The 16441-nt window shown below is 73.6% G+C and carries 17 protein-coding genes and 1 tRNA gene; 6 read left to right on the top strand and 12 right to left on the bottom strand.

All coding sequences use genetic code 11. The annotated features are described in order from the left end of the window. Positions 1–21 precede the first annotated feature (21 nt). Positions 22–906 carry a dihydropteroate synthase gene (folP, locus tag ACFFF6_RS17125; protein WP_376982703.1) on the bottom strand — a complete coding sequence of 295 codons (885 nt, stop codon included), beginning with the start codon at positions 904–906 and terminating at the stop codon, positions 22–24. 149 nt (positions 907–1055) lie between these two features. Between folP and ACFFF6_RS17120 the strand changes: the two genes are divergently transcribed. From ACFFF6_RS17120 to ACFFF6_RS17110, 3 genes are read left to right on the top strand one after another with little or no spacing between them, the layout of a single operon-like run. Next, positions 1056–2204: an NAD-dependent epimerase/dehydratase family protein gene (locus ACFFF6_RS17120; RefSeq protein ID WP_376982702.1), complete on the top strand. Its 1149-nt coding sequence runs from the start codon at positions 1056–1058 to the stop codon at positions 2202–2204. 10 nt (positions 2205–2214) lie between these two features. Further along, entirely contained in the window at positions 2215–3357 is a 1143-nt protein-coding gene (locus ACFFF6_RS17115) for a glycosyltransferase (RefSeq protein WP_376982701.1), read from the top strand. A gap of 53 nt (positions 3358–3410) precedes the next feature. Then, positions 3411–4049, top strand: coding sequence for a GNAT family N-acetyltransferase (locus tag ACFFF6_RS17110; protein WP_376982700.1), 639 nt, complete (start codon positions 3411–3413; stop codon positions 4047–4049). A gap of 174 nt (positions 4050–4223) precedes the next feature. Here the strand turns inward: ACFFF6_RS17110 and ACFFF6_RS17105 are convergent, their stop codons facing one another. Beyond that, on the bottom strand, positions 4224–4679 hold the full coding sequence (locus ACFFF6_RS17105; RefSeq protein WP_376982699.1) for a hypothetical protein: 456 nt from the start codon (positions 4677–4679) through the stop codon (positions 4224–4226). A gap of 151 nt (positions 4680–4830) precedes the next feature. Here ACFFF6_RS17105 and ACFFF6_RS17100 point away from each other — a divergent pair, with 151 nt between their 5' ends. Together ACFFF6_RS17100 and ACFFF6_RS17095 are read left to right on the top strand one after the other, a co-directional pair. Next, positions 4831–5310, top strand: coding sequence for a DUF4265 domain-containing protein (locus ACFFF6_RS17100; RefSeq protein ID WP_376982698.1), 480 nt, complete (start codon positions 4831–4833; stop codon positions 5308–5310). A gap of 174 nt (positions 5311–5484) precedes the next feature. Next, positions 5485–5832: a TfoX/Sxy family protein gene (locus tag ACFFF6_RS17095; protein WP_376982697.1), complete on the top strand. Its 348-nt coding sequence runs from the start codon at positions 5485–5487 to the stop codon at positions 5830–5832. Between the two features lie 16 nt (positions 5833–5848). On the opposite strand, the gene ACFFF6_RS17090 is transcribed toward ACFFF6_RS17095, so the two are convergent. After that, positions 5849–5922, bottom strand: a tRNA-Met gene (locus ACFFF6_RS17090). A gap of 101 nt (positions 5923–6023) precedes the next feature. Then, entirely contained in the window at positions 6024–7049 is a 1026-nt protein-coding gene (locus ACFFF6_RS17085) for a phosphotransferase enzyme family protein (RefSeq protein WP_376982696.1), read from the bottom strand. Positions 7050–7143: 94 nt separating this feature from the next. Between ACFFF6_RS17085 and ACFFF6_RS17080 the strand changes: the two genes are divergently transcribed. Next, on the top strand, positions 7144–7269 hold the full coding sequence (locus tag ACFFF6_RS17080) for a hypothetical protein (protein WP_376982695.1): 126 nt from the start codon (positions 7144–7146) through the stop codon (positions 7267–7269). Between the two features lie 227 nt (positions 7270–7496). Here the strand turns inward: ACFFF6_RS17080 and hemL are convergent, their stop codons facing one another. From hemL to hemE, 8 genes are all read right to left on the bottom strand, one after another. Beyond that, positions 7497–8807, bottom strand: a complete 1311-nt coding sequence (gene hemL / locus ACFFF6_RS17075) for a glutamate-1-semialdehyde 2,1-aminomutase (protein ID WP_376982694.1) — start codon at positions 8805–8807, stop codon at positions 7497–7499. A 76-nt stretch (positions 8808–8883) separates the two neighbouring features. Then, on the bottom strand, positions 8884–9894 hold the full coding sequence (gene hemB / locus ACFFF6_RS17070; protein WP_376982693.1) for a porphobilinogen synthase: 1011 nt from the start codon (positions 9892–9894) through the stop codon (positions 8884–8886). A 79-nt stretch (positions 9895–9973) separates the two neighbouring features. Beyond that, positions 9974–10765 (bottom strand): uroporphyrinogen-III synthase, encoded by a 792-nt coding sequence (locus tag ACFFF6_RS17065; protein WP_376982692.1) that lies wholly within the window; start codon positions 10763–10765, stop codon positions 9974–9976. Continuing rightward, entirely contained in the window at positions 10762–11763 is a 1002-nt protein-coding gene (gene hemC, locus ACFFF6_RS17060; protein WP_376982691.1) for a hydroxymethylbilane synthase, read from the bottom strand. The genes ACFFF6_RS17065 and hemC overlap by 4 nt, the downstream gene beginning before the upstream one ends. Then, the gene (locus ACFFF6_RS17055; RefSeq protein WP_376982690.1) at positions 11760–12965 is read right to left on the bottom strand and encodes a ferrochelatase; all 1206 of its coding nucleotides are present in this window, start codon (positions 12963–12965) and stop codon (positions 11760–11762) included. Before ACFFF6_RS17055 ends, hemC begins: the two co-directional genes overlap by 4 nt. 30 nt (positions 12966–12995) lie before the next feature. Then, positions 12996–13739 carry a hydrogen peroxide-dependent heme synthase gene (gene hemQ / locus ACFFF6_RS17050; RefSeq protein ID WP_376982689.1) on the bottom strand — a complete coding sequence of 248 codons (744 nt, stop codon included), beginning with the start codon at positions 13737–13739 and terminating at the stop codon, positions 12996–12998. Next, positions 13736–15205, bottom strand: coding sequence for a protoporphyrinogen/coproporphyrinogen oxidase (locus ACFFF6_RS17045; protein WP_376982688.1), 1470 nt, complete (start codon positions 15203–15205; stop codon positions 13736–13738). Before ACFFF6_RS17045 ends, hemQ begins: the two co-directional genes overlap by 4 nt. 10 nt (positions 15206–15215) lie before the next feature. Next, entirely contained in the window at positions 15216–16358 is a 1143-nt protein-coding gene (gene hemE, locus ACFFF6_RS17040; protein WP_376982687.1) for a uroporphyrinogen decarboxylase, read from the bottom strand. Between the last annotated feature and the right edge of the window lie 83 nt (positions 16359–16441).

Raw genomic sequence — 16441 nt, 5'->3', positions numbered from 1 at the left:
GCATCGAGGCGGCCGCCGGCCTCAGGCGTTGTGCACGAGGGGCCCGGCGGGATCGCGGGTGCCCGCGATGATCTCGAGCATCCGCACCAGGCGCACGGTCTCGCGCACGTCATGGACCCGCAGGATCCGAGCGCCGCGCGCGATCACCCAGGCCGCCGCGGCCAGAGAGCCCTCGAGGCGCTCCTCCTTGGGCAGACCCAGCGACTCGCCGATCACGTCCTTGCGCGAGAGCGCCGCGAGCACCGGCAGGTCCCATCGGCCGAACTCTTCCCAGCCGCGCAGCAGCTCGAGGGTCTGCACCGTCGACTTGTTGAGATCGGGGCCGGGATCCACGATGATCCGCTCCTCGGCGATCCCCGCCTCGCGGGCCAGGGCAACGCGCTCCCCGAGATGCGCGGCGACCTCGGCGACCACGTCGTCGTAGCGCGGGTGCGGCAGCTCGGTGCGCGGTGCGGCCAGGGAATGGGTGATGACGACGCCGGCGCCCAGCTCCGCGACCGCGATCGGCATCTCCGGGTCGGCGAAGCCGGTCGTGTCGTTGACGATGTCCGCACCCGCGGCGACGACCTCCCGCGCGACCGAGGCATGGAAGGTGTCCACGCTCAGCAGCGCTCCGGGCGCCTGCTCCCGCAGCGCCGCGACGACCGGCACGACGCGGCCGGCCTCCTCCGCCGCGGGCACCGCCTCCCCGGGGGCGAACTTCACGCCGCCGATGTCGATGATCGCCGCACCGTCCGCGACCGCCGCGAGACCGCGGTCGATCGCCGCCTGCAGCTCCCAGGTCGCCCCCTGGTCGTAGAAGGAGTCCGTGGTCCGGTTGACGATCGCCATGACGGCGATCCCCGTCCGGGGCAGGGGGCGCGGCCCCGTGCCTACCGCCCCGTGCTCCTGCGCTGCCTGGGTCATGGCGCGTTCCTCTCGCGTTCATCGGCCGGACGCCCGCCTCGGAGGCTTCTCTGACCGTGATGAGGTTAGATGATCGAACTGGCAGGACGCGCCCGAGAGCGTCGGCCCCCATCGTCCCGGGGGCACCACCGACCCGAGGAGGACCCGACATGAAGATCGTCGTCGCCGGCGGAGACGGATTCTGCGGCTGGCCCACGGCCCTGCACCTGTCCGCGCGGGGCCATCAGGTCACGATCGTCGACAACCTGGTGCGCCGCGAGATCGACGTCGAGCTGGGCTCGAACTCGATGACGCCGATCCTCTCGCTGACCGAGCGGGTCGCGGCCTGGAAGGAGGTCAGCGGGCACGACATCGATGTGCGCATCGCCTCCCTGACCGACTACGAGGCCATCTCCGGGATCATCGCGGAGATCCAGCCGGAGGCCCTCGTCCACTTCGCCGAGCATCGCAGCGCGCCCTACTCGATGATCGACCGCGAGCACGCGATCGAGAACCACCGCAACAACGTCGAGGGCACCCTCAACGTGCTGTGGGCGATCAAGGACCATGCCCCCGACTGCCACCTCGTGAAGCTCGGGACGATGGGGGAGTACGGCCAGCCCAACATCGACATCGAGGAGGGGTGGATCGAGATCGAGCACAAGGGCCGCAAGGACCGCCTGCCGTTCCCGAAGGCTCCCGGCTCGTTCTACCACCTCACCAAGGTCCACGACAGCGACAACATCATGTTCGCCTGTCGCATCTGGGGGATCCGCGCGACCGACCTCAACCAGGGCGTCGTCTACGGCCTGGAGACCACGGAGACCCGCCTGGACCGCCGGCTCGTGAACCGCTTCGACTACGACGCCGTGTTCGGCACGGCCTTGAACCGCTTCCTCATCCAGGCGGCGATCGGCCACGATCTCACCGTCTACGGCAACGGCACCCAGACCCGCGGCTACCTCGACATCCAGGACACCGTCCGCTGCATCGAGATCGCCTGCGAGAACCCCGCCGACCGCGGCGAGTTCCGCGTCTACAACCAGTTCACCGAGCAGTTCTCCGTGAACGAGCTCGCTGCGAAGGTGCAGGCCGCGGGCCGGGCTATGGGCCTGGACGTGCAGATCGCCGAGACCGAGAACCCGCGGGTGGAGAAGTACGACCACTACTACAACGCCGTGCACACCCGTCTGCTGGACCTGGGTCTGCAGCCGCATCTGCTGACGCAGGAGCATCTCGCGGAGATCCTGAAGATCGCGATGGAGAACACCGAGCGGGTCCGCCGCGAGCTCGTGCTGCCCACCGTCACCTGGAAGTGACGATCGGCCGGTGAGGATCGCCATCGTCACCGAGACCTTCGTGCCCTCGGTGGACGGGGTCGTCACGCGGCTCCGTCATGCCGTGGAGCGCTTCGTCGACCTGGGGCACGAGGTCATGGTCATCGCCCCCGACCTCGGCGTGCACGAGCATCACGGCGCCCGGATCGTCGGGATCCGCCCGGTGACGCTGCCGTTCTACAAGCACCGTCGCTTCACCCTGCCGAACCCGACGGTCGACGGGATCATCCGCGGCTTCCACCCCGACGTCGTCCATGCCGCCCAGCCGCTGCTGCTCGCGAGCTCCGGCGCGTACGCGGCCCATCGCCAGGACATCCCGCTGGTCGCGAGCTATCACACCCACATCCCCCGCTACCTGGACCTGTACCGGGCGTGGCGGTGGGGGAAGCCCGCCGTGTGGTGGCAGATCCGCCGCAACCACGCGCTCGCCGATCTCAACCTCGCGACCTCCCGGTCGATGGCCGCGGAGCTCGCCGTCCACGGGGTCGAGAACCTGCGGGTGCTGCGCCGCGGGGTCGACACCCGGGCGCACCACCCGCGCTTCGCCTCGCCGCGGATGCGCGAGCGCCTCAGCGGCGGGCATCCCGAGAAGACCCTGCTCGTGTTCGTGGGACGGCTCGCGAAGGAGAAGGAGATCCAGACGCTGCGGCCGATGCTCGACCGCCGGCCCGATGTCGCGCTCGCGATCGTCGGCGACGGCCCGTACCGGCCCGAGCTCGAGCAGACCTTCGCCGGCACCGCGACGACCTTCCCCGGCTTCCTGGGCGGCACCGAGCTCGCCGCCGCCTTCGCCTCCGCCGACGGCTTCGTCTTCCCCTCCGTGACCGAGACCCTGGGTCTGGTGATCCTCGAGGGCATGGCCTCGGGCCTGCCGGTCGTCGCCGCCCGGTCGGGGCCCACGACGGAGCAGGTCACCGATGGGGTCGACGGGCTGCTCTACGAGGCGGGGGATGCCGCCTCCCTGGATCGGGCGCTCGACGCGCTCGCGGATCCCGCGCGCCGCGAGGGCATCCGTGCACGGGCCCGCGCCGAGGCGGAGCGCTTCTCCTGGGACAGCGCCTCCGATGACCTGCTGGACTGCTACGAGCTCGCGATCGCCGAGCATCGACGGAGGAAGGGCGAGGGCGCATGGTGAGCACTGCGCGGACCGAAGACCGGTCGTGGACGGAATCGGGCAGGACGGCCTCGGTGCCGACGCGGGAGATGGCGCCGCCGCGCGCCCGCATCCTCGAAGGGCCTCGCGTCCGGCTCGAGCCGCTGCGCCCCGATCACGCCGCGGGCCTCGCCGAGGCCGTCCGCGACGGAGAGCTGTGGACGACGCCGTTCACCACGCACATCCCGCGACCGGAGCAGGCGGAGGAGTCCGTCGCCGCGATGATCGCGAAGGCCGAGGCGGGCGAGGTCCTCGCCTGGGCCGTGGTCCTGTGCGGCGAGGGTGGGCCCGGGCAGGACCGCGTCGTGGGGCAGACGACCTTCCTGAACATCGCCCCCGCGGACCGCAGGGTCGAGATCGGCTCGACGTACATGGCCGCCTCGACCCACGGGCGCGGCGTCAACGCCCACGTCAAGCAGCTGCTGCTGACCGAGGCCTTCGAGGAGCTGGGCTGCCTGCGCGTCGAGCTGCGCACCCATCATCTGAACCACGTCTCGCGTCGCGCGATCGAGCGGCTGGGCGCCGTGCAGGAGGGGATGCTCCGCAACCATCGGATCATGCCGGACGGCACGCTGCGCCACACGGTCGTCTACGCGATCCTCGCCGAGGAATGGCCCGCCGTGCGGACCCTCCTCGCGCATCGCACGGGCCGCGGCGCCCCGCCCGTCCGGTGAGGCGGTCCACCGGATCCTCCCGCCCGAGGAGGTCGTGGCGCCGCAGGGCGACCTGAGCACGCCGTCCTCACGATGCCGCGTGGGCTCGAACTGCGGGACGCGGAGGTCCTCACCGCCTCCTGATCCGCCGGCTGCGGGGCATCGGCGCGACGGGATCCGGGCTCGCGACGCGGCTCAGCGTCGTGGACGCAGGCGTTCTCGCCAGCTGCGCCGGGGCGCGGCGGCATCGCGGGCGGCGGCATCGGCCTCGGCGCGTCGATGGGCCCGGCGCTCCTTCGCCGTGAGCGGGGCATCGGCCGCCGTCGTCGCATCGAGCTCCCCGATGCCTGCTCGATGACCCTCGCCCGCGGACGGTTCGTCGACCTCGATCCAGCGGTCCGTCCAGCCGATGTCCTCGACGCCACGGGGTGTGTACTCCGCGCGCCCGGGAACCTGCTCGGAGACCTCCTCGCGGTCGTACTCCGCGGGCGCCTCGACGTTCTCCGCCTTGTGCGGGACGTCGCAGGTCCAGAAGTACGGGCAGCCGGGGCAGCCCGCCGTGTCCTCGTCCGGGGTCGCCTCCCGCTGCATCTGCACGCCGTCCTGCAGCTGCAGCATGCGCAGGCGCGCCTCGAACGGGTTGATCTCCACCCCTCGAGGCTACCCGTCGGCGGGGGTGCGCGGCGGCGCGGGGGGTGCGGGTCTCCGGAATCGCCGCACGGCGCGGGCCCGGTCCTGCCATGATGGCCGCTGACGGGCTCCGGCGAGCAGCGCCGCAGGACAGGACGACAGGGGGCGGATGATGACGGACGAACCGGAGCATGTGACGGTGCGGTTCCTCCTGGATGAGGGCGCCCCGGTCGAATCCGAGGGCATGTGGGCTGTGCCCGTCGAGGGCGGCTACCTGATCGACAACATCCCGTTCTGGGCGCGGGGCATCGCGCAGGACGACGTCGTCGAGGCGGAGGTGGGGCCGGACGGGGGGCTCTGGGCGACCGGCGTCCTCGTCGACGGGGGCGCGGCGACCGTCCAGTGCCAGGCGACGGCGCGGCGCCGCGTCCGAGCGGAGCAGGATCTCCGATGGCTGATGACCCGCCTGGAGCGGCTGGGGATCGCCTACGAGGGGTCCGGCGAAGGGCACCAGGTGTCGATGCACGTCGTCGAATCCGATGACGTCGTCGCTCTGAGCTCCCTGCTCGAGGAGTTCGCGGACCGGGGCAAGGGGTGGGCAGAGCTCGCCAAGCAGCCGGGCTGGTGGCCCGAGGACGCGGAAGAGCGATGACCAGGAATGCGAGGACGGGCCCCCGGCCGCCGGTGCCCGGAGGCGTGGAGGCACCCCGGCGCTGCGGCGCCGGTTCGCCGAGGATGGGACGATGACGTCGATCCAGGAGGCGCTGCGCACCCTCGACCGGTGCTCTCTGACTCGCGACGTCCCCGCAGACGAGGAGGCCTGACCATGTCGATCCCGGAAGCACAGGCAGCGCTGCTCGCGCGGATCCGCGCGCTGCTGCCTCCCGACGCCGCGCTGCGCGAGGTCTCGATGTTCGGCGGCCGTGCCCTCATGCTCGAAGGGCGGATGCTGGTCTCCGCCGGGAAGGACGGATCGCTGCTGGTGCGGATCGACCCGTCGTGGCACGGCGAGCTGCTGGAGCATCCTGGCGCGGGACCCGCGATGATGGGCGCCGCCCGCCCGATGGGCGAGGGCTGGATCACGGTCGATGCCGCTGCGCTCGCCGAGGACGCGCCGCTCGCCGAGTGGATCGAGACCGCCCGGCGGTTCCACGAGGAGCAGAGGAGGAGCTGAGCAGCAGGGGATTGGGACACTCCGGCAGGATTCGAACCTGCGGCGCACGCCTTATGAGGGCGCTGCTCTACCGGGCTGAGCTACGGAGCGACGGCCGCCGGAGCGTGGCCGGCGGCGTGGCTCCATCCTGGAGCCCGGCGGCAGGGAGCGCCAGGACCCCGTCATGGACCGACGCAATCCGGAAGAGCCCGTCAGGGAAGGTCGTCGAGCGCGTCGAGAAGCCGCAGCGCCGCCTCGTGGCGCTGCCGACCGTACTCCCGGAGCGCGGAGTCGTGGACCTGCTCCTCCAGCAGCGCTGCCAGCGGATAGGCCGATGCCATGGTGAAGGCGCATCCGGCGGCGATGATCGAGCGCAGGGACGGCATCGACGGTGGGTGGTGCTCCTCCAGATAGGCCGATCGCAACCGCGCGAGCCCCTCCGGCCAGTCGCCGACCTCCAGCACGGTCCGAGGGTCGCAGCCGATCCGTGCGATCTCCCATTCGAGGTAGTGCGGGGCGGGCGGCTGGAAGTCGATCACCGCTGCGACCTCGTCCCCGCACATGAGCAGGTTGGGGGCGGCCAGATCCCCGTGCAGCACCTGGACGGTCATCGGGGGAAGGGACGCGAGGACCTCGACGATGCGGGGGAGCAGGGAGCGTCGCGTCGTCATCGCCTCGAGTGCCCAGGCCGCATCCGCGTCGCGCGCCGCACGACCGCGGTGCTCTTCGATCAGCCGGTCGTAGCGCCCGCGCGCACGCACCACATCGGCGACGCCGGAGGCGGGGCGCCGCTGCGGATCTGCTGCGGGATGCTCGGCGAGTCGCCGGTGGAGCATCCCCAGCGTGCGCCCGACGTGAACCCACCGCTCGCCGCGGATCCCGTCCTCCGCGGTGCGGGCATCGGCGACGAGATCCCACAGCGACAGCGAGACGCCATGCGAGGTGCCGATGACGTCGCCGGATCGCGAACGGTGCGCTGTCGGCACCGGGACCCCGCCCGCGGCGGCGAACTGCGACAGGGCGATCGCGGCCCGGTCCTCGTCCAGAGCGTTGTGGTCGCGGTACACCTTGGCGAAGAGTCGGCGGCCGTCGTCCGCATGAACAGCGAAGTTGTCCGTCTCCGTGCCCGCCGCGATCCGGGAGACGGTGCCGGAGACAGCGTGGAGATCGAGCAGGGCGGTCGTGACGATCGCCACGAGAACGTCGGGATCAGGATGCGCGGAGCCCATGGCGTCCATGACTACCAGATCCGGACCGGGCCCGGGCCGTGACCCGTCCGGCCCCACTGCCCGGGGCTGGCGGTCAGCCGCGCGTGGCGGCACACTCGCAGCCATGATCGGGATCCTCACACAGCTGCTGATGGGCGGGGCCGGGGCGGGCCTGGCGCTGGTGGTGCTCGTCGCGGTCATGGCTGCGGTGATCATCGTGCTCATCCGACAGCGGGGCGGGGGTTCCTGAGGAGTTCCCCAGGACGGGTGCCCGCGGATGTGGCAGCGCGCCGCGGCGCGGGGGCGGGTGACCGGGGATATGGCTGGCGGGAGAGTGTCTGGCTCATCGCCGGTCAGCGCGGAGGCGTGGTCTCGGGGCGGAGGAATCCGAGGGCGCTCAGCTCCGTCCCGTCCCGGCCCGGGTCCTCCCGTCCCGGCGTCCGGGGGTCCTCCCGTCCGGCCCGCGTCCCGCCCGGCTCAGCCGGCCGCGGCGGCGCGGGCCGCGGCCGGCAGGGCCTCCGCGATGCGGTCGATGACCTCCGGGGTGTGCGCCGTGGAGACGAACCAGGCCTCGAAGGCGGAGGGGGGCAGATAGATCCCGTCCTCCAGAAGCGCGTGGAAGAAGCGGCGGAACGCGTCGGTGTCCTGCGCCTTCGCATCGGCGTAGGTCCGGACCTCGTCCTCGCGGAAGAACACGGAGAACAGCGTCCCGGCCCTCTGGATGACGTGGGGGACGCCCGCGGTGGTGAGCGCATCGGCCACCAGCTGCTGCAGGGCGGTGCTCGCGGAGGTCAGCTGCGCGTACGCCGCATCGTCCAGGCCCGCGAAGGTCGCCAGACCCGCCGCGGTCGCGAGCGGGTTCCCGGACAGGGTGCCGGCCTGGTAGACGGGCCCGGCCGGGGCCAGCAGACCCATCAGGTCGGCACGGCCGCCGAAGGCGCCGACGGGCAGCCCGCCGCCGATCACCTTGCCGAAGGTCATGAGATCGGGGGCCCATCCCTTGCCGTCGATGCCGTAGTGGCCCTCCTCGCTCGCCCGGAACCCGGTGAGGACCTCATCGCTGATCAGCAGCGCGCCTGCGGCGTGCGCCGATTCGGCCAGGAAGCGGTTGAAGCCGACACCCTCCACGACGGGCGGCGGGACGACGCCCATGTTGGCGGGGGCGGCCTCCGTGATGATCGCGGCGATCTCGCCGCCCCGCTCGGCCAGGAGCGCCGTGAGCGCCTCCCGGTCGCCGTAGGGCAGCACGACCGTGTCGCGGGCGGTCGCGGCGGTCACGCCCGCGGAGCCCGGCATCGCGAAGGTGGCGACGCCGCTTCCGGCCTCGGCCAGCAGCGCGTCCACGTGCCCGTGGTAGCAGCCCGCGAACTTCACGACCACGTCGCGGCCCGTCGCGGCGCGGGCCACGCGCAGGGCGCTCATCGTCGCCTCGGTCCCGGAGTTGACCAGACGCAGCTGCTCGACGGGGCCGATGCGCCGCGCGACCTCCTCGGCGATGCCGACCTCCCCGGCCTGCGGGGCGCCGAAGGACAGCCCCCGGGTCGCGGCCTCCTGCACGGCGGCGACGACCTGCGGGTTCGCGTGGCCGAGGATCATCGGCCCCCACGAGCCGACGAGGTCGACGTATTCGCGGCCGTCCGCGTCGGTGAGCAGGGCGCCGCTCGCGGACGCGATGAACGGCGGGGTGCCGCCCACGCTGCCGAAGGCGCGCACGGGGGAGTTGACGCCCGAGGGGATGACGCGGCAGGCGCGGTCGAAGAGCTCCTGGGAGAGGGAGGCGGTGGTCACGGGAAGGCTCCTTGCGGACGGGCCGGATGCGGACCGGCTGGATGAGGTCGGGGCGTGGGGACGGGCGGGCGTGAGGTCAGAGGAACTCGCGCAGATGCGAGGGCAGCCCGTCGCGGTACCAGCTCGCGACCTCGCTGGCCCAGTAGGTCAGGACCGTGGTCGCGCCGGCACGACGGAAGGCGAGCAGGGATTCGAGGATCGCGCGGTCGCGGTCGATCCATCCGTTCGCCGCCGCCGCCTCGATCATCGCGTACTCGCCGGAGATCTGGTACGCGCCCACCGGGACGGGGGAAGCCGCGGCGACCTCGGCGAGGACGTCGAGGTAGGGCAGGCCGGGCTTGACCATGACGAGGTCCGCGCCCTCGGCGACATCGAGCTCGAGCTCCCGCAGCGCCTCCCGGGCGTTGCCGGGGTCCTGCTGGTACGTGCGGCGGTCGCCCTGCAGGGAGGAGCCGACGGCCTCGCGGAAGGGGCCGTAGAAGGCGGAGGCGTACTTGGCGGTGTACGCGTACAGCGCGACGTCCGTCCATCCGGCCTCGTCGAGGGCATGACGGATCGCGGCGATCTGCCCGTCCATCATCCCGGAGGGTCCCAGCAGGTGCGCGCCGGCCTCCGCCTGGGCGAGTGCCATGTCCCGGTAGCGCTCGAGGGTCGCGTCGTTGTCGACGTTCCCGGCCGCATCGAGCACGCCGCAGTGGCCGTGGTCGGTGAACTCGTCCAGGCACAGGTCCGCCATGATGAGCGTCGCGTCGCCGAGCTCGGCGCGCAGGCGGGCGATGCCGCGGTTCAGGATGCCGTCCGGATCCGTCGCCCCGGAGCCGACGGCATCCTTGTGCTCGGGCACCCCGAACAGCATGATCCCGCCGACGCCGCGCTCCGCGGCTTCGGCGGCGGCGGCGGCGAGGGAGTCCATCGAATGCTGGAGGACGCCGGGCATCGAGGAGATGGGCCGGGACTCGGCACCCTCGCGCACGAACATCGGCAGGACGAGATCTGCGGGGCGCAGGGTGTGCTCGCGCACGAGCGAGCGCATGGCGGCGCTGCCGCGCAGACGACGGGGGCGGATCACGGGGACGGGGCCGGTCATGGGGCGCTTCCTTCGAGTCGGTGTGCGGGGGTGATGTGAGCGGGGCGAGCCGGGGCGCCGGCTGGGTGGTTCGTGGAGCTCATGTCCTCGGGGCCGATGCGCCGGGCGGGGAGAGGACCGCGAGCACGGCATCGGCGAGAGCGGCGTCCGACGGGGCGGCGGCCTGGATGCGGACGGTCATCCCGGCCGCCCGAGCGGCCCTCGTCGTCGGCGCGCCGATGGTCACCACGGCCGTGGTCGGGGGGATCCCGAGCGCGGCCGCGAGTCGGGCGATCATCGGGCTGGTCAGCACGATCGCGGCGTAGGCGCCGTCGCGCAGGCGCCGCGCGAGGTCCGGGCCGGGCGGGACGGGGCAGGGCCGGTACGCCACGACCTCGCGCACCGCATAGCCCTTGCCCGCGAGGCCCTCGGGCACGGTGCGGGACGCGGCGGACGAGGCGGGGAAGAGCACCCGGTCGCCGGGCCGGGCCGGGGGCATGGCCTCGACGAGCGCGGCGCCGCTGCCACCGGCCACGAGGCGCGCAGCAAGGCCCGCGGCCTCGAGCTGCGCGGCGGTGCCCGTGCCGACCGCCACCACGGCCGTGGAAGCCGGCACGTGCAGCAGAGACCGCCCGTCCTCGGCCCGGACGGAGAGCAGAACGTCGACGGCGGTGCGGCTGGTGAGGACCAGATGCGTGAAGGAGCCCGCGGCGAGCTCCTCGAGATCCGCCCGCAGGCTCGAGCCCTCCTGCGGAACCAGGCGGGTGAAGGGCCGATGCTCGGCCGCGATCCCCCGGTCCCGGAGCTGCGCGAGCAGGGCATCCCCCCGGCCGGCCGGCCGGGTCACCAGGACCGGCCGGCCCGCCGGGGAACGACCCGGAGGGATGCTCACGGCTGCCGGGCCGCCTCGAGGATCGCGCCGGCCCCGCGGGAGAGCAGGGTCTGCGCCAGCTGGGCGCCCAGCCGGGCCGGGACGGAGGCGGGATCGGACAGCGCATCGGAGGCGAGATCCAGCGGAGCGCTCGCCTCGCCCTCGACCGCGTGTCCGCCGTCTGGACGGATCGCGAGGGCCCGCAGGCGCAGGCGCCCTGCGCGCACCTCTGCGAAGGCGGCGACCGGGGCGGAGCAGCCCGCCTCGAGGGAGCGCAGCAGGGCCCGTTCCGCGGTGACCGCCGCGCGGGTCGCGGGATCGTCGTACCGGGCGAGGCCCGGCGCGAACCACGCGGGTCCGGAGCCGGACGGTGCGGCACCGGCCACGTCCTCGCAGCGGGCCTCGATCGCGAGGGCACCCTGCGCGGGAGCGGGGAGCATCACCTCCACCGGGAGCAGCTCGGAGATCGCGTCCTCCTTGCCGAGGCGGCGCAGACCGGCGGCGGCGAGCACGACCGCATCCAGATCGGCCTGCGACCCCAGCGCTCGCGCGAGCCGCGTGTCGATGTTCCCGCGGATCGCGACGATCTGGAGATCAGGCCGGGCCCGCAGCAGCTGGGCCGCGCGCCGGGGAGACCCGGTGCCGACGCTCGCCCCCTCCGGCAGCTGCGCGAGGCCCAGCCCTCCGGCGGCGCACAGGGCATCGCGCGGGTCCTCCCGCGGGGGGATGCAGGCGAGCGAGAGCCCGTCCGCCGGGAGGGTCGGCAGGTCCTTGCAGGAGTGGACGACCACGTCGACCTCCCCGGCCAGCAGCGCCTCTCGGACGGCGGTGACGAACACGCCGGTCCCGCCGATCTGCGCGAGGGGGCTGGTGCGGTCGACATCCCCGCGGGTGCGCACGTGCACGAGCTCCACCTCGCGCCCGGTGCCCGCGACGATCTCGCCGCCCGCCTGCCCGGACTGGGCGAGCGCCAGGGCGGAGGCCCGGGTCCCCAGGCGTAGCGGCCGCAGCTCGGTCATGCCGGCTGCCCCGCCTCCTGCGGGAGGACGGCCCGAGACGACTCCGTCTTCTCCCGCATCATCGCCGCGATCTCCTCGAGGGTGTCGATGCTCCGGTCCGCGGGGACGGCGCGCGAGGCGCTGACCTGGCAGCAGTTCGGGCCGCACAGGTCCGAGGCGGCGCCCAGCTCGGTGACCGCCCGGCGCTCGCGCGCGGGATCCCGGTGCTCCTCGACGAGGTCGGCGAGCGCGGCCACGAAACGGGGATCGGTGCCGGAGGTCGCGACCCGGCGGAAGGCGAGCCCCTTCTCCTGCGCCGTCTCCTTCGCCTCCGTGTCCAGGTCCCAGATGACCTCGACGTGGTCGGTGACGAAGCCGATCGGGACGACGACGACCGCATCGGCCGCCTCCTCCTGCGCGAGCTCCTCGATCACGTCGTTGACGTCGGGCTCGAGCCACGGCACGTGCGGGGCGCCCGAGCGGGACTGGTACACGAGCTTCCAGTCCGGAAGCTCCGGGAGGTCGTCGTGCAGCTGGTCCATGACGTAGCGGCAGGCCGCGAGATGCTGGGCGACATACCAGCCGCCCTGTCCGTCCGCGCCCGCGCCGGCCGGGCCGGAGGCCGCCGCCATCTCGAGGGGGATCGAGTGGGTCGAGAACAGCACCGTCGTGGAGTCCGCGTCATGGCCCTCGCGGGCGAGGTCCTCGAGAGCGGCGCGGACCCCGTCGACCACCGGGTCCAGGAAGCCCGGATGGTTGAAGTAGGAGCGCGAGGTCGTGATCTCGACCTCGCCCAGCAGCCCTGCCTCGTCCAGGCGCTGCGCGAAGTCCTCCCGGTACTGGCGGCAGCCCGAGTAGGAGGAGTAGGCGCTCGTGACCAGGGCGAGCACATGGCGGTGTCCGTCGCGGTGCAGATCGGCGAGGGCATCGGCGGTGTACGGGGCCCAGTTCCGGTTGCCGAAGTAGACGGGCAGGTCGATGCCGCGGGAGGCGAGCTCCGCCTCCAGCTGCGTGATCAGGGCGCGGTTCTGCGCGGTGATCGGGGAGACGCCGCCGAGGGCCCGGTAGTGGCCGGCGACCTCCTCGAGGCGCTCGTCCGGCACGCCGCGGCCGCGGGTGACGTTGCGCAGGAACGGGATCACGTCGTCCTGCCCCTCGGGCCCCCCGAAGGAGGCGAACAGGATCGCGTCCAGCGGCGCGGTCGAAGCAGCGGTGGTGGTCATGGGGTCTTCTCCTCCGGAAGGGGCGAGGGGTCAGGCGAGCAGCGCGGCGACGTCCTCGAGGGACGCGAGCCGGCGGCCGGTGTGGAAGGGCAGCTCGTCCCGCACGTGCAGGCGGGCATCGGAATAGCGCAGGTGCCGCATCATGTCGACGAGGTCGTGGAGGTCGTCCGCCTCGAAGGAGAGCAGCCACTCGTAGTCGCCGAGGGCGAAGGCGGCGACGGTGTTCGCGTTCACCTGCGGGAAGTCGCGGCCCAGCATGCCGTGCTCGCGCAGCATCCGGTTGCGCTCGTCGTCGGCCAGAAGGTACCAGTCGTAGCTGCGCACGAACGGGTAGACGGTGATCCACTCCCGGCGGGCCATCGACGGCACCATGAAGGAGGGGATGTGGCTCTTGGCGAACTCCGCCTGGCGGTGCACGCCGACGCCCGCCCACTCGCGGTGCAGCCAGGTGCCGGGCAGGGAGCGCTCGAACTCGCGCAGGGCGGCCTGCAGCGCCTCGGGGCGGTCCGCCGCCAGCCACAGCATGAGATCGGCCTCGGCGCGGAAGGCGCTGACGTCGTAGAAGCCGAGGATCTCCACGTCCTCCGCCTCGATCAGCGCGACCGTGCCCGCGAGGGCCTCGGAGATCTGCGCCGGGGAGACCGTGCCGTCCTCCGTCAGCCCCGAGAGGCGACGGAAGACGGTGTAGGACGTGTAGCGGGTCAGCTCGCCGCCCGATCCCGGCCCCTCCGGGTCGTGCGTGCTCGGACCGGGGTGGTGAGGGCTGCTGGTCATGAGGGAGATCCTTCCGTCGGGGATTCGGTGAGAGGTCTGGGGAGCGAGCGGTCCGCGCGGACGATCGCGTCGATGCCCGTGCCGGCCCTCCAGGAGCCGACCAGCTCGAGGGCCGAGGCCGGGGATCCGGGCGGCGCCTGCGCGAGGAGGTCCGTGAGGTGGTCGAGGGCGGCGCGATGCCCGGGGCCGGGCTGCCGCATGGCGCGCTCCCAGTCGATCACGGCGGAGCCCAGCAGCTGTGTCCGCGACACGGGCACCCCCAGGATCGCGGAGGCGTCGGCGAGCGCGAGGTCGACGATGCTCTCCGGATCCGGCAGCTGTTCGCCCGGACGGCCGTAGGACAGGCGCATCACATGCGGGGAGGCCGCGCCCGGGTGGGCGGCGCGCGCCGCGGCGGCCACGTGCTCCCATTTCGCGCTCGCGTGGGTGAGGGCCTTCGCCCGCACCCCCGGCGTGCCGGGGGCGACGAGGGCGCCGGTGCCGCTGGGCAGGGCGTCCAGGGCCGGGGCGTCCACGGCGAGGGCGACCAGGCGCACCGCCGCGGCCGGGGCGGAGGGGATCGCCGCGGCGATCCCGGGCGCCGGGGTGCCCAGCAGCGTGACGCAGACGTCGGGCGGACAGGCGAGGACGATGCGGTCCGCGTCATGGTGCTCGCCGGCGACGGTCCGTGCGCTCCAGCGGCCTGCTGCGAATCGCAGCTCCGTGACCGGGGCGCCTGTGCGAAGCTCTCCGCCGGCCGCACGGATGCCGGCGACGAGCGCCTCCGGCAGGGCCGCCATGGTCGGCATCAGGGAGCGCACGTTCGCTCCCGCGCTGCGGGAGCCGGCGGCGCGCAGATGACGCACGGCCGCGGTGAGGGAGCCGTGGGCCGCGAGTCCCGCGGCCAGCGGCGGGGAGGCGGCGGCGAGCTCGAGCGTCCCCGGGTCCGCGGAGTGGACGCCGCCGACGACGGGGGCGAGCAGGCGCCGGGCGACCCGGGTGCCGCAGCGGCGGGCCACCAGCTCGCCGATGCTCACGCCCGGCCGCATGCCGAAGGAGGCCGGCAGGAACCGTTCGAGACCGGCGCGCAGGGCGCCCGGCCAGCCGAGCACCGCCCGGGAATCGGCCGCGAGCGGATGCGCCGGGATCCCGAGCAGCGCCGGGGTCGGCGCGCGGTGGGAGCCGGCCGCGGAGACCACGCGGCTGCCGAGGCCGGGGCGCGGGGAGACGACGGCATCGGCGAGGCCCAGCTGGGCGATCAGCTCGTCGGTCGCGCCGCCGCCGATCGCGTAGGCCTCGGCCCCGCTGCTCAGCGGGATCCCGGCGACGTCTCGGCGGGCGATCGCCCCGCCCGGGTCGGGACCGGCCTCGAGCAGCGTGACGCGCGCTCCTGCGGCGAGATGCCGACGGGCGGCGAGCAGGCCCGCGAGGCCGCCGCCGATCACGAGGACGTCCGGGACGTCCGCGCTCATCCGAGCCGAGGTCATCGCCGAGGCCTCACCGCTGCGCGTGGAGGAAGGCGACCAGGTCCGTGAGGACCTGCGGGTCCGCGTCCGGGGGGACGCCGTGACCCAGGTTCACGACATGCCCGCTCGCGCCCGCTCCCGCGGCGAGGACGGCGCGGGCCTCGGCGAAGCGGGCCTGTTCGGAGGTGAACAGCACGGCGGGGTCGATGTTGCCCTGCACCGGCGTGCCCTCGGGGAGCAGGGCGAGCGCCTCGTCGAGGCGGATCCGATGATCCACGCCCATGACATCGGCACCCGCCTCGAGCATGGGGCGCAGCAGGTGCGAGGCGCCGACGCCGAAGTGGATCCGCGGCACTGGCAGGTCCGCGACGTGCGCGAGCGCGGCCGCGGAGTGGCGCTGCACATGCGTGCGGTACATGTCGGCGCCGAGGGCGCCGGCCCACGAGTCGAAGAGCTGCACGGCCGATGCCCCCGCGAGCACCTGGGCGCGCAGGAACCGCCCCGAGAGCTCCGCGACCCAGGCGGCCAGGCGGTCCCACGTCTCCGGCTCGGAGCGCATGAGGGCGCGCGTGCGCAGATGGTCGCGGCTGGGTCCGCCCTCGACCATGTAGCTCGCCACGGTGAACGGTGCGCCCGCGAAGCCGATCAGCGGTGTGGTGCCGAGCTCGCCGACGGACAGCCGCACCGCCTGCCGGATCGGCTCGAGGGCCGCCTCGAACGCGTCGCCCACGGGCGGCAGGGCGGCGACGTCGGCGGAGGTGCGGACGGGGCGCGCGAAGACGGGGCCCACGCCGGGGCGGATCTCCACGTCGACCCCGGCCAGCAGCGCGGGCACGACGATGTCGGAGAAGAAGATCCCGGCGTCGACCGTGTGCCGTCTCACGGGCTGTGCCGTGATCTCCGCCACCAGATCGGGTCGCACGCATGCCTCGAGCATGGTGGTGCCCTCGCGGGCGGCCCGGTACTCCGGGAGCGAGCGGCCGGCCTGGCGCATGAACCAGACGCTCGGCGGGGCATCCGTCGCCTCCCCCCGCAGGCGCGCCAGGAGCGGGGAGCCGGCGACGCCGCCCGCGTCCGCGCCGCGGAGGAACGGGTGGTCGGAGGGGAGTTCCGAGGGGCTCGGCGACGAGACCGGGAACGACGACGGAGCGAAGGGCGCGGGATCTGACGACATGTCGTGAAAATGGCCTCTGACGTGCGGTTCTGTGTTCTGACGCACCCATTGTGCACACGGTTCCTGCGAGCTTCCGATCCCGC

It is taken from the genome of Brachybacterium hainanense, assembly GCF_042434575.1.
GTDB classification, from domain to species: domain Bacteria; phylum Actinomycetota; class Actinomycetes; order Actinomycetales; family Dermabacteraceae; genus Brachybacterium; species Brachybacterium hainanense.
Note: the sequence above shows the minus strand (reverse complement) of the source record. Positions and strands in the feature narration are given on the sequence as shown.

Excerpts from the sequence above, each read along its gene's own strand:
- hemE (WP_376982687.1), bottom strand. The coding sequence starts at position 16,358 with ATGTCGTCAGATCCCGCGCCCTTCGCTCCGTCGTCGTTCCCGGTCTCG.
- ACFFF6_RS17085 (WP_376982696.1), bottom strand. The coding sequence starts at position 7,049 with ATGGACGCCATGGGCTCCGCGCATCCTGATCCCGACGTTCTCGTGGCG.
- folP (WP_376982703.1), bottom strand. The coding sequence starts at position 906 with ATGACCCAGGCAGCGCAGGAGCACGGGGCGGTAGGCACGGGGCCGCGC.
- hemC (WP_376982691.1), bottom strand. The coding sequence starts at position 11,763 with ATGACCGAGCTGCGGCCGCTACGCCTGGGGACCCGGGCCTCCGCCCTG.
- ACFFF6_RS17120 (WP_376982702.1), top strand. The coding sequence starts at position 1,056 with ATGAAGATCGTCGTCGCCGGCGGAGACGGATTCTGCGGCTGGCCCACG.
- hemB (WP_376982693.1), bottom strand. The coding sequence starts at position 9,894 with ATGACCGGCCCCGTCCCCGTGATCCGCCCCCGTCGTCTGCGCGGCAGC.
- ACFFF6_RS17080 (WP_376982695.1), top strand. The coding sequence starts at position 7,144 with ATGATCGGGATCCTCACACAGCTGCTGATGGGCGGGGCCGGGGCGGGC.
- ACFFF6_RS17100 (WP_376982698.1), top strand. The coding sequence starts at position 4,831 with ATGACGGACGAACCGGAGCATGTGACGGTGCGGTTCCTCCTGGATGAG.
- ACFFF6_RS17095 (WP_376982697.1), top strand. The coding sequence starts at position 5,485 with ATGTCGATCCCGGAAGCACAGGCAGCGCTGCTCGCGCGGATCCGCGCG.
- ACFFF6_RS17045 (WP_376982688.1), bottom strand. The coding sequence starts at position 15,205 with ATGACCTCGGCTCGGATGAGCGCGGACGTCCCGGACGTCCTCGTGATC.
- ACFFF6_RS17055 (WP_376982690.1), bottom strand. The coding sequence starts at position 12,965 with ATGACCACCACCGCTGCTTCGACCGCGCCGCTGGACGCGATCCTGTTC.
- hemQ (WP_376982689.1), bottom strand. The coding sequence starts at position 13,739 with ATGACCAGCAGCCCTCACCACCCCGGTCCGAGCACGCACGACCCGGAG.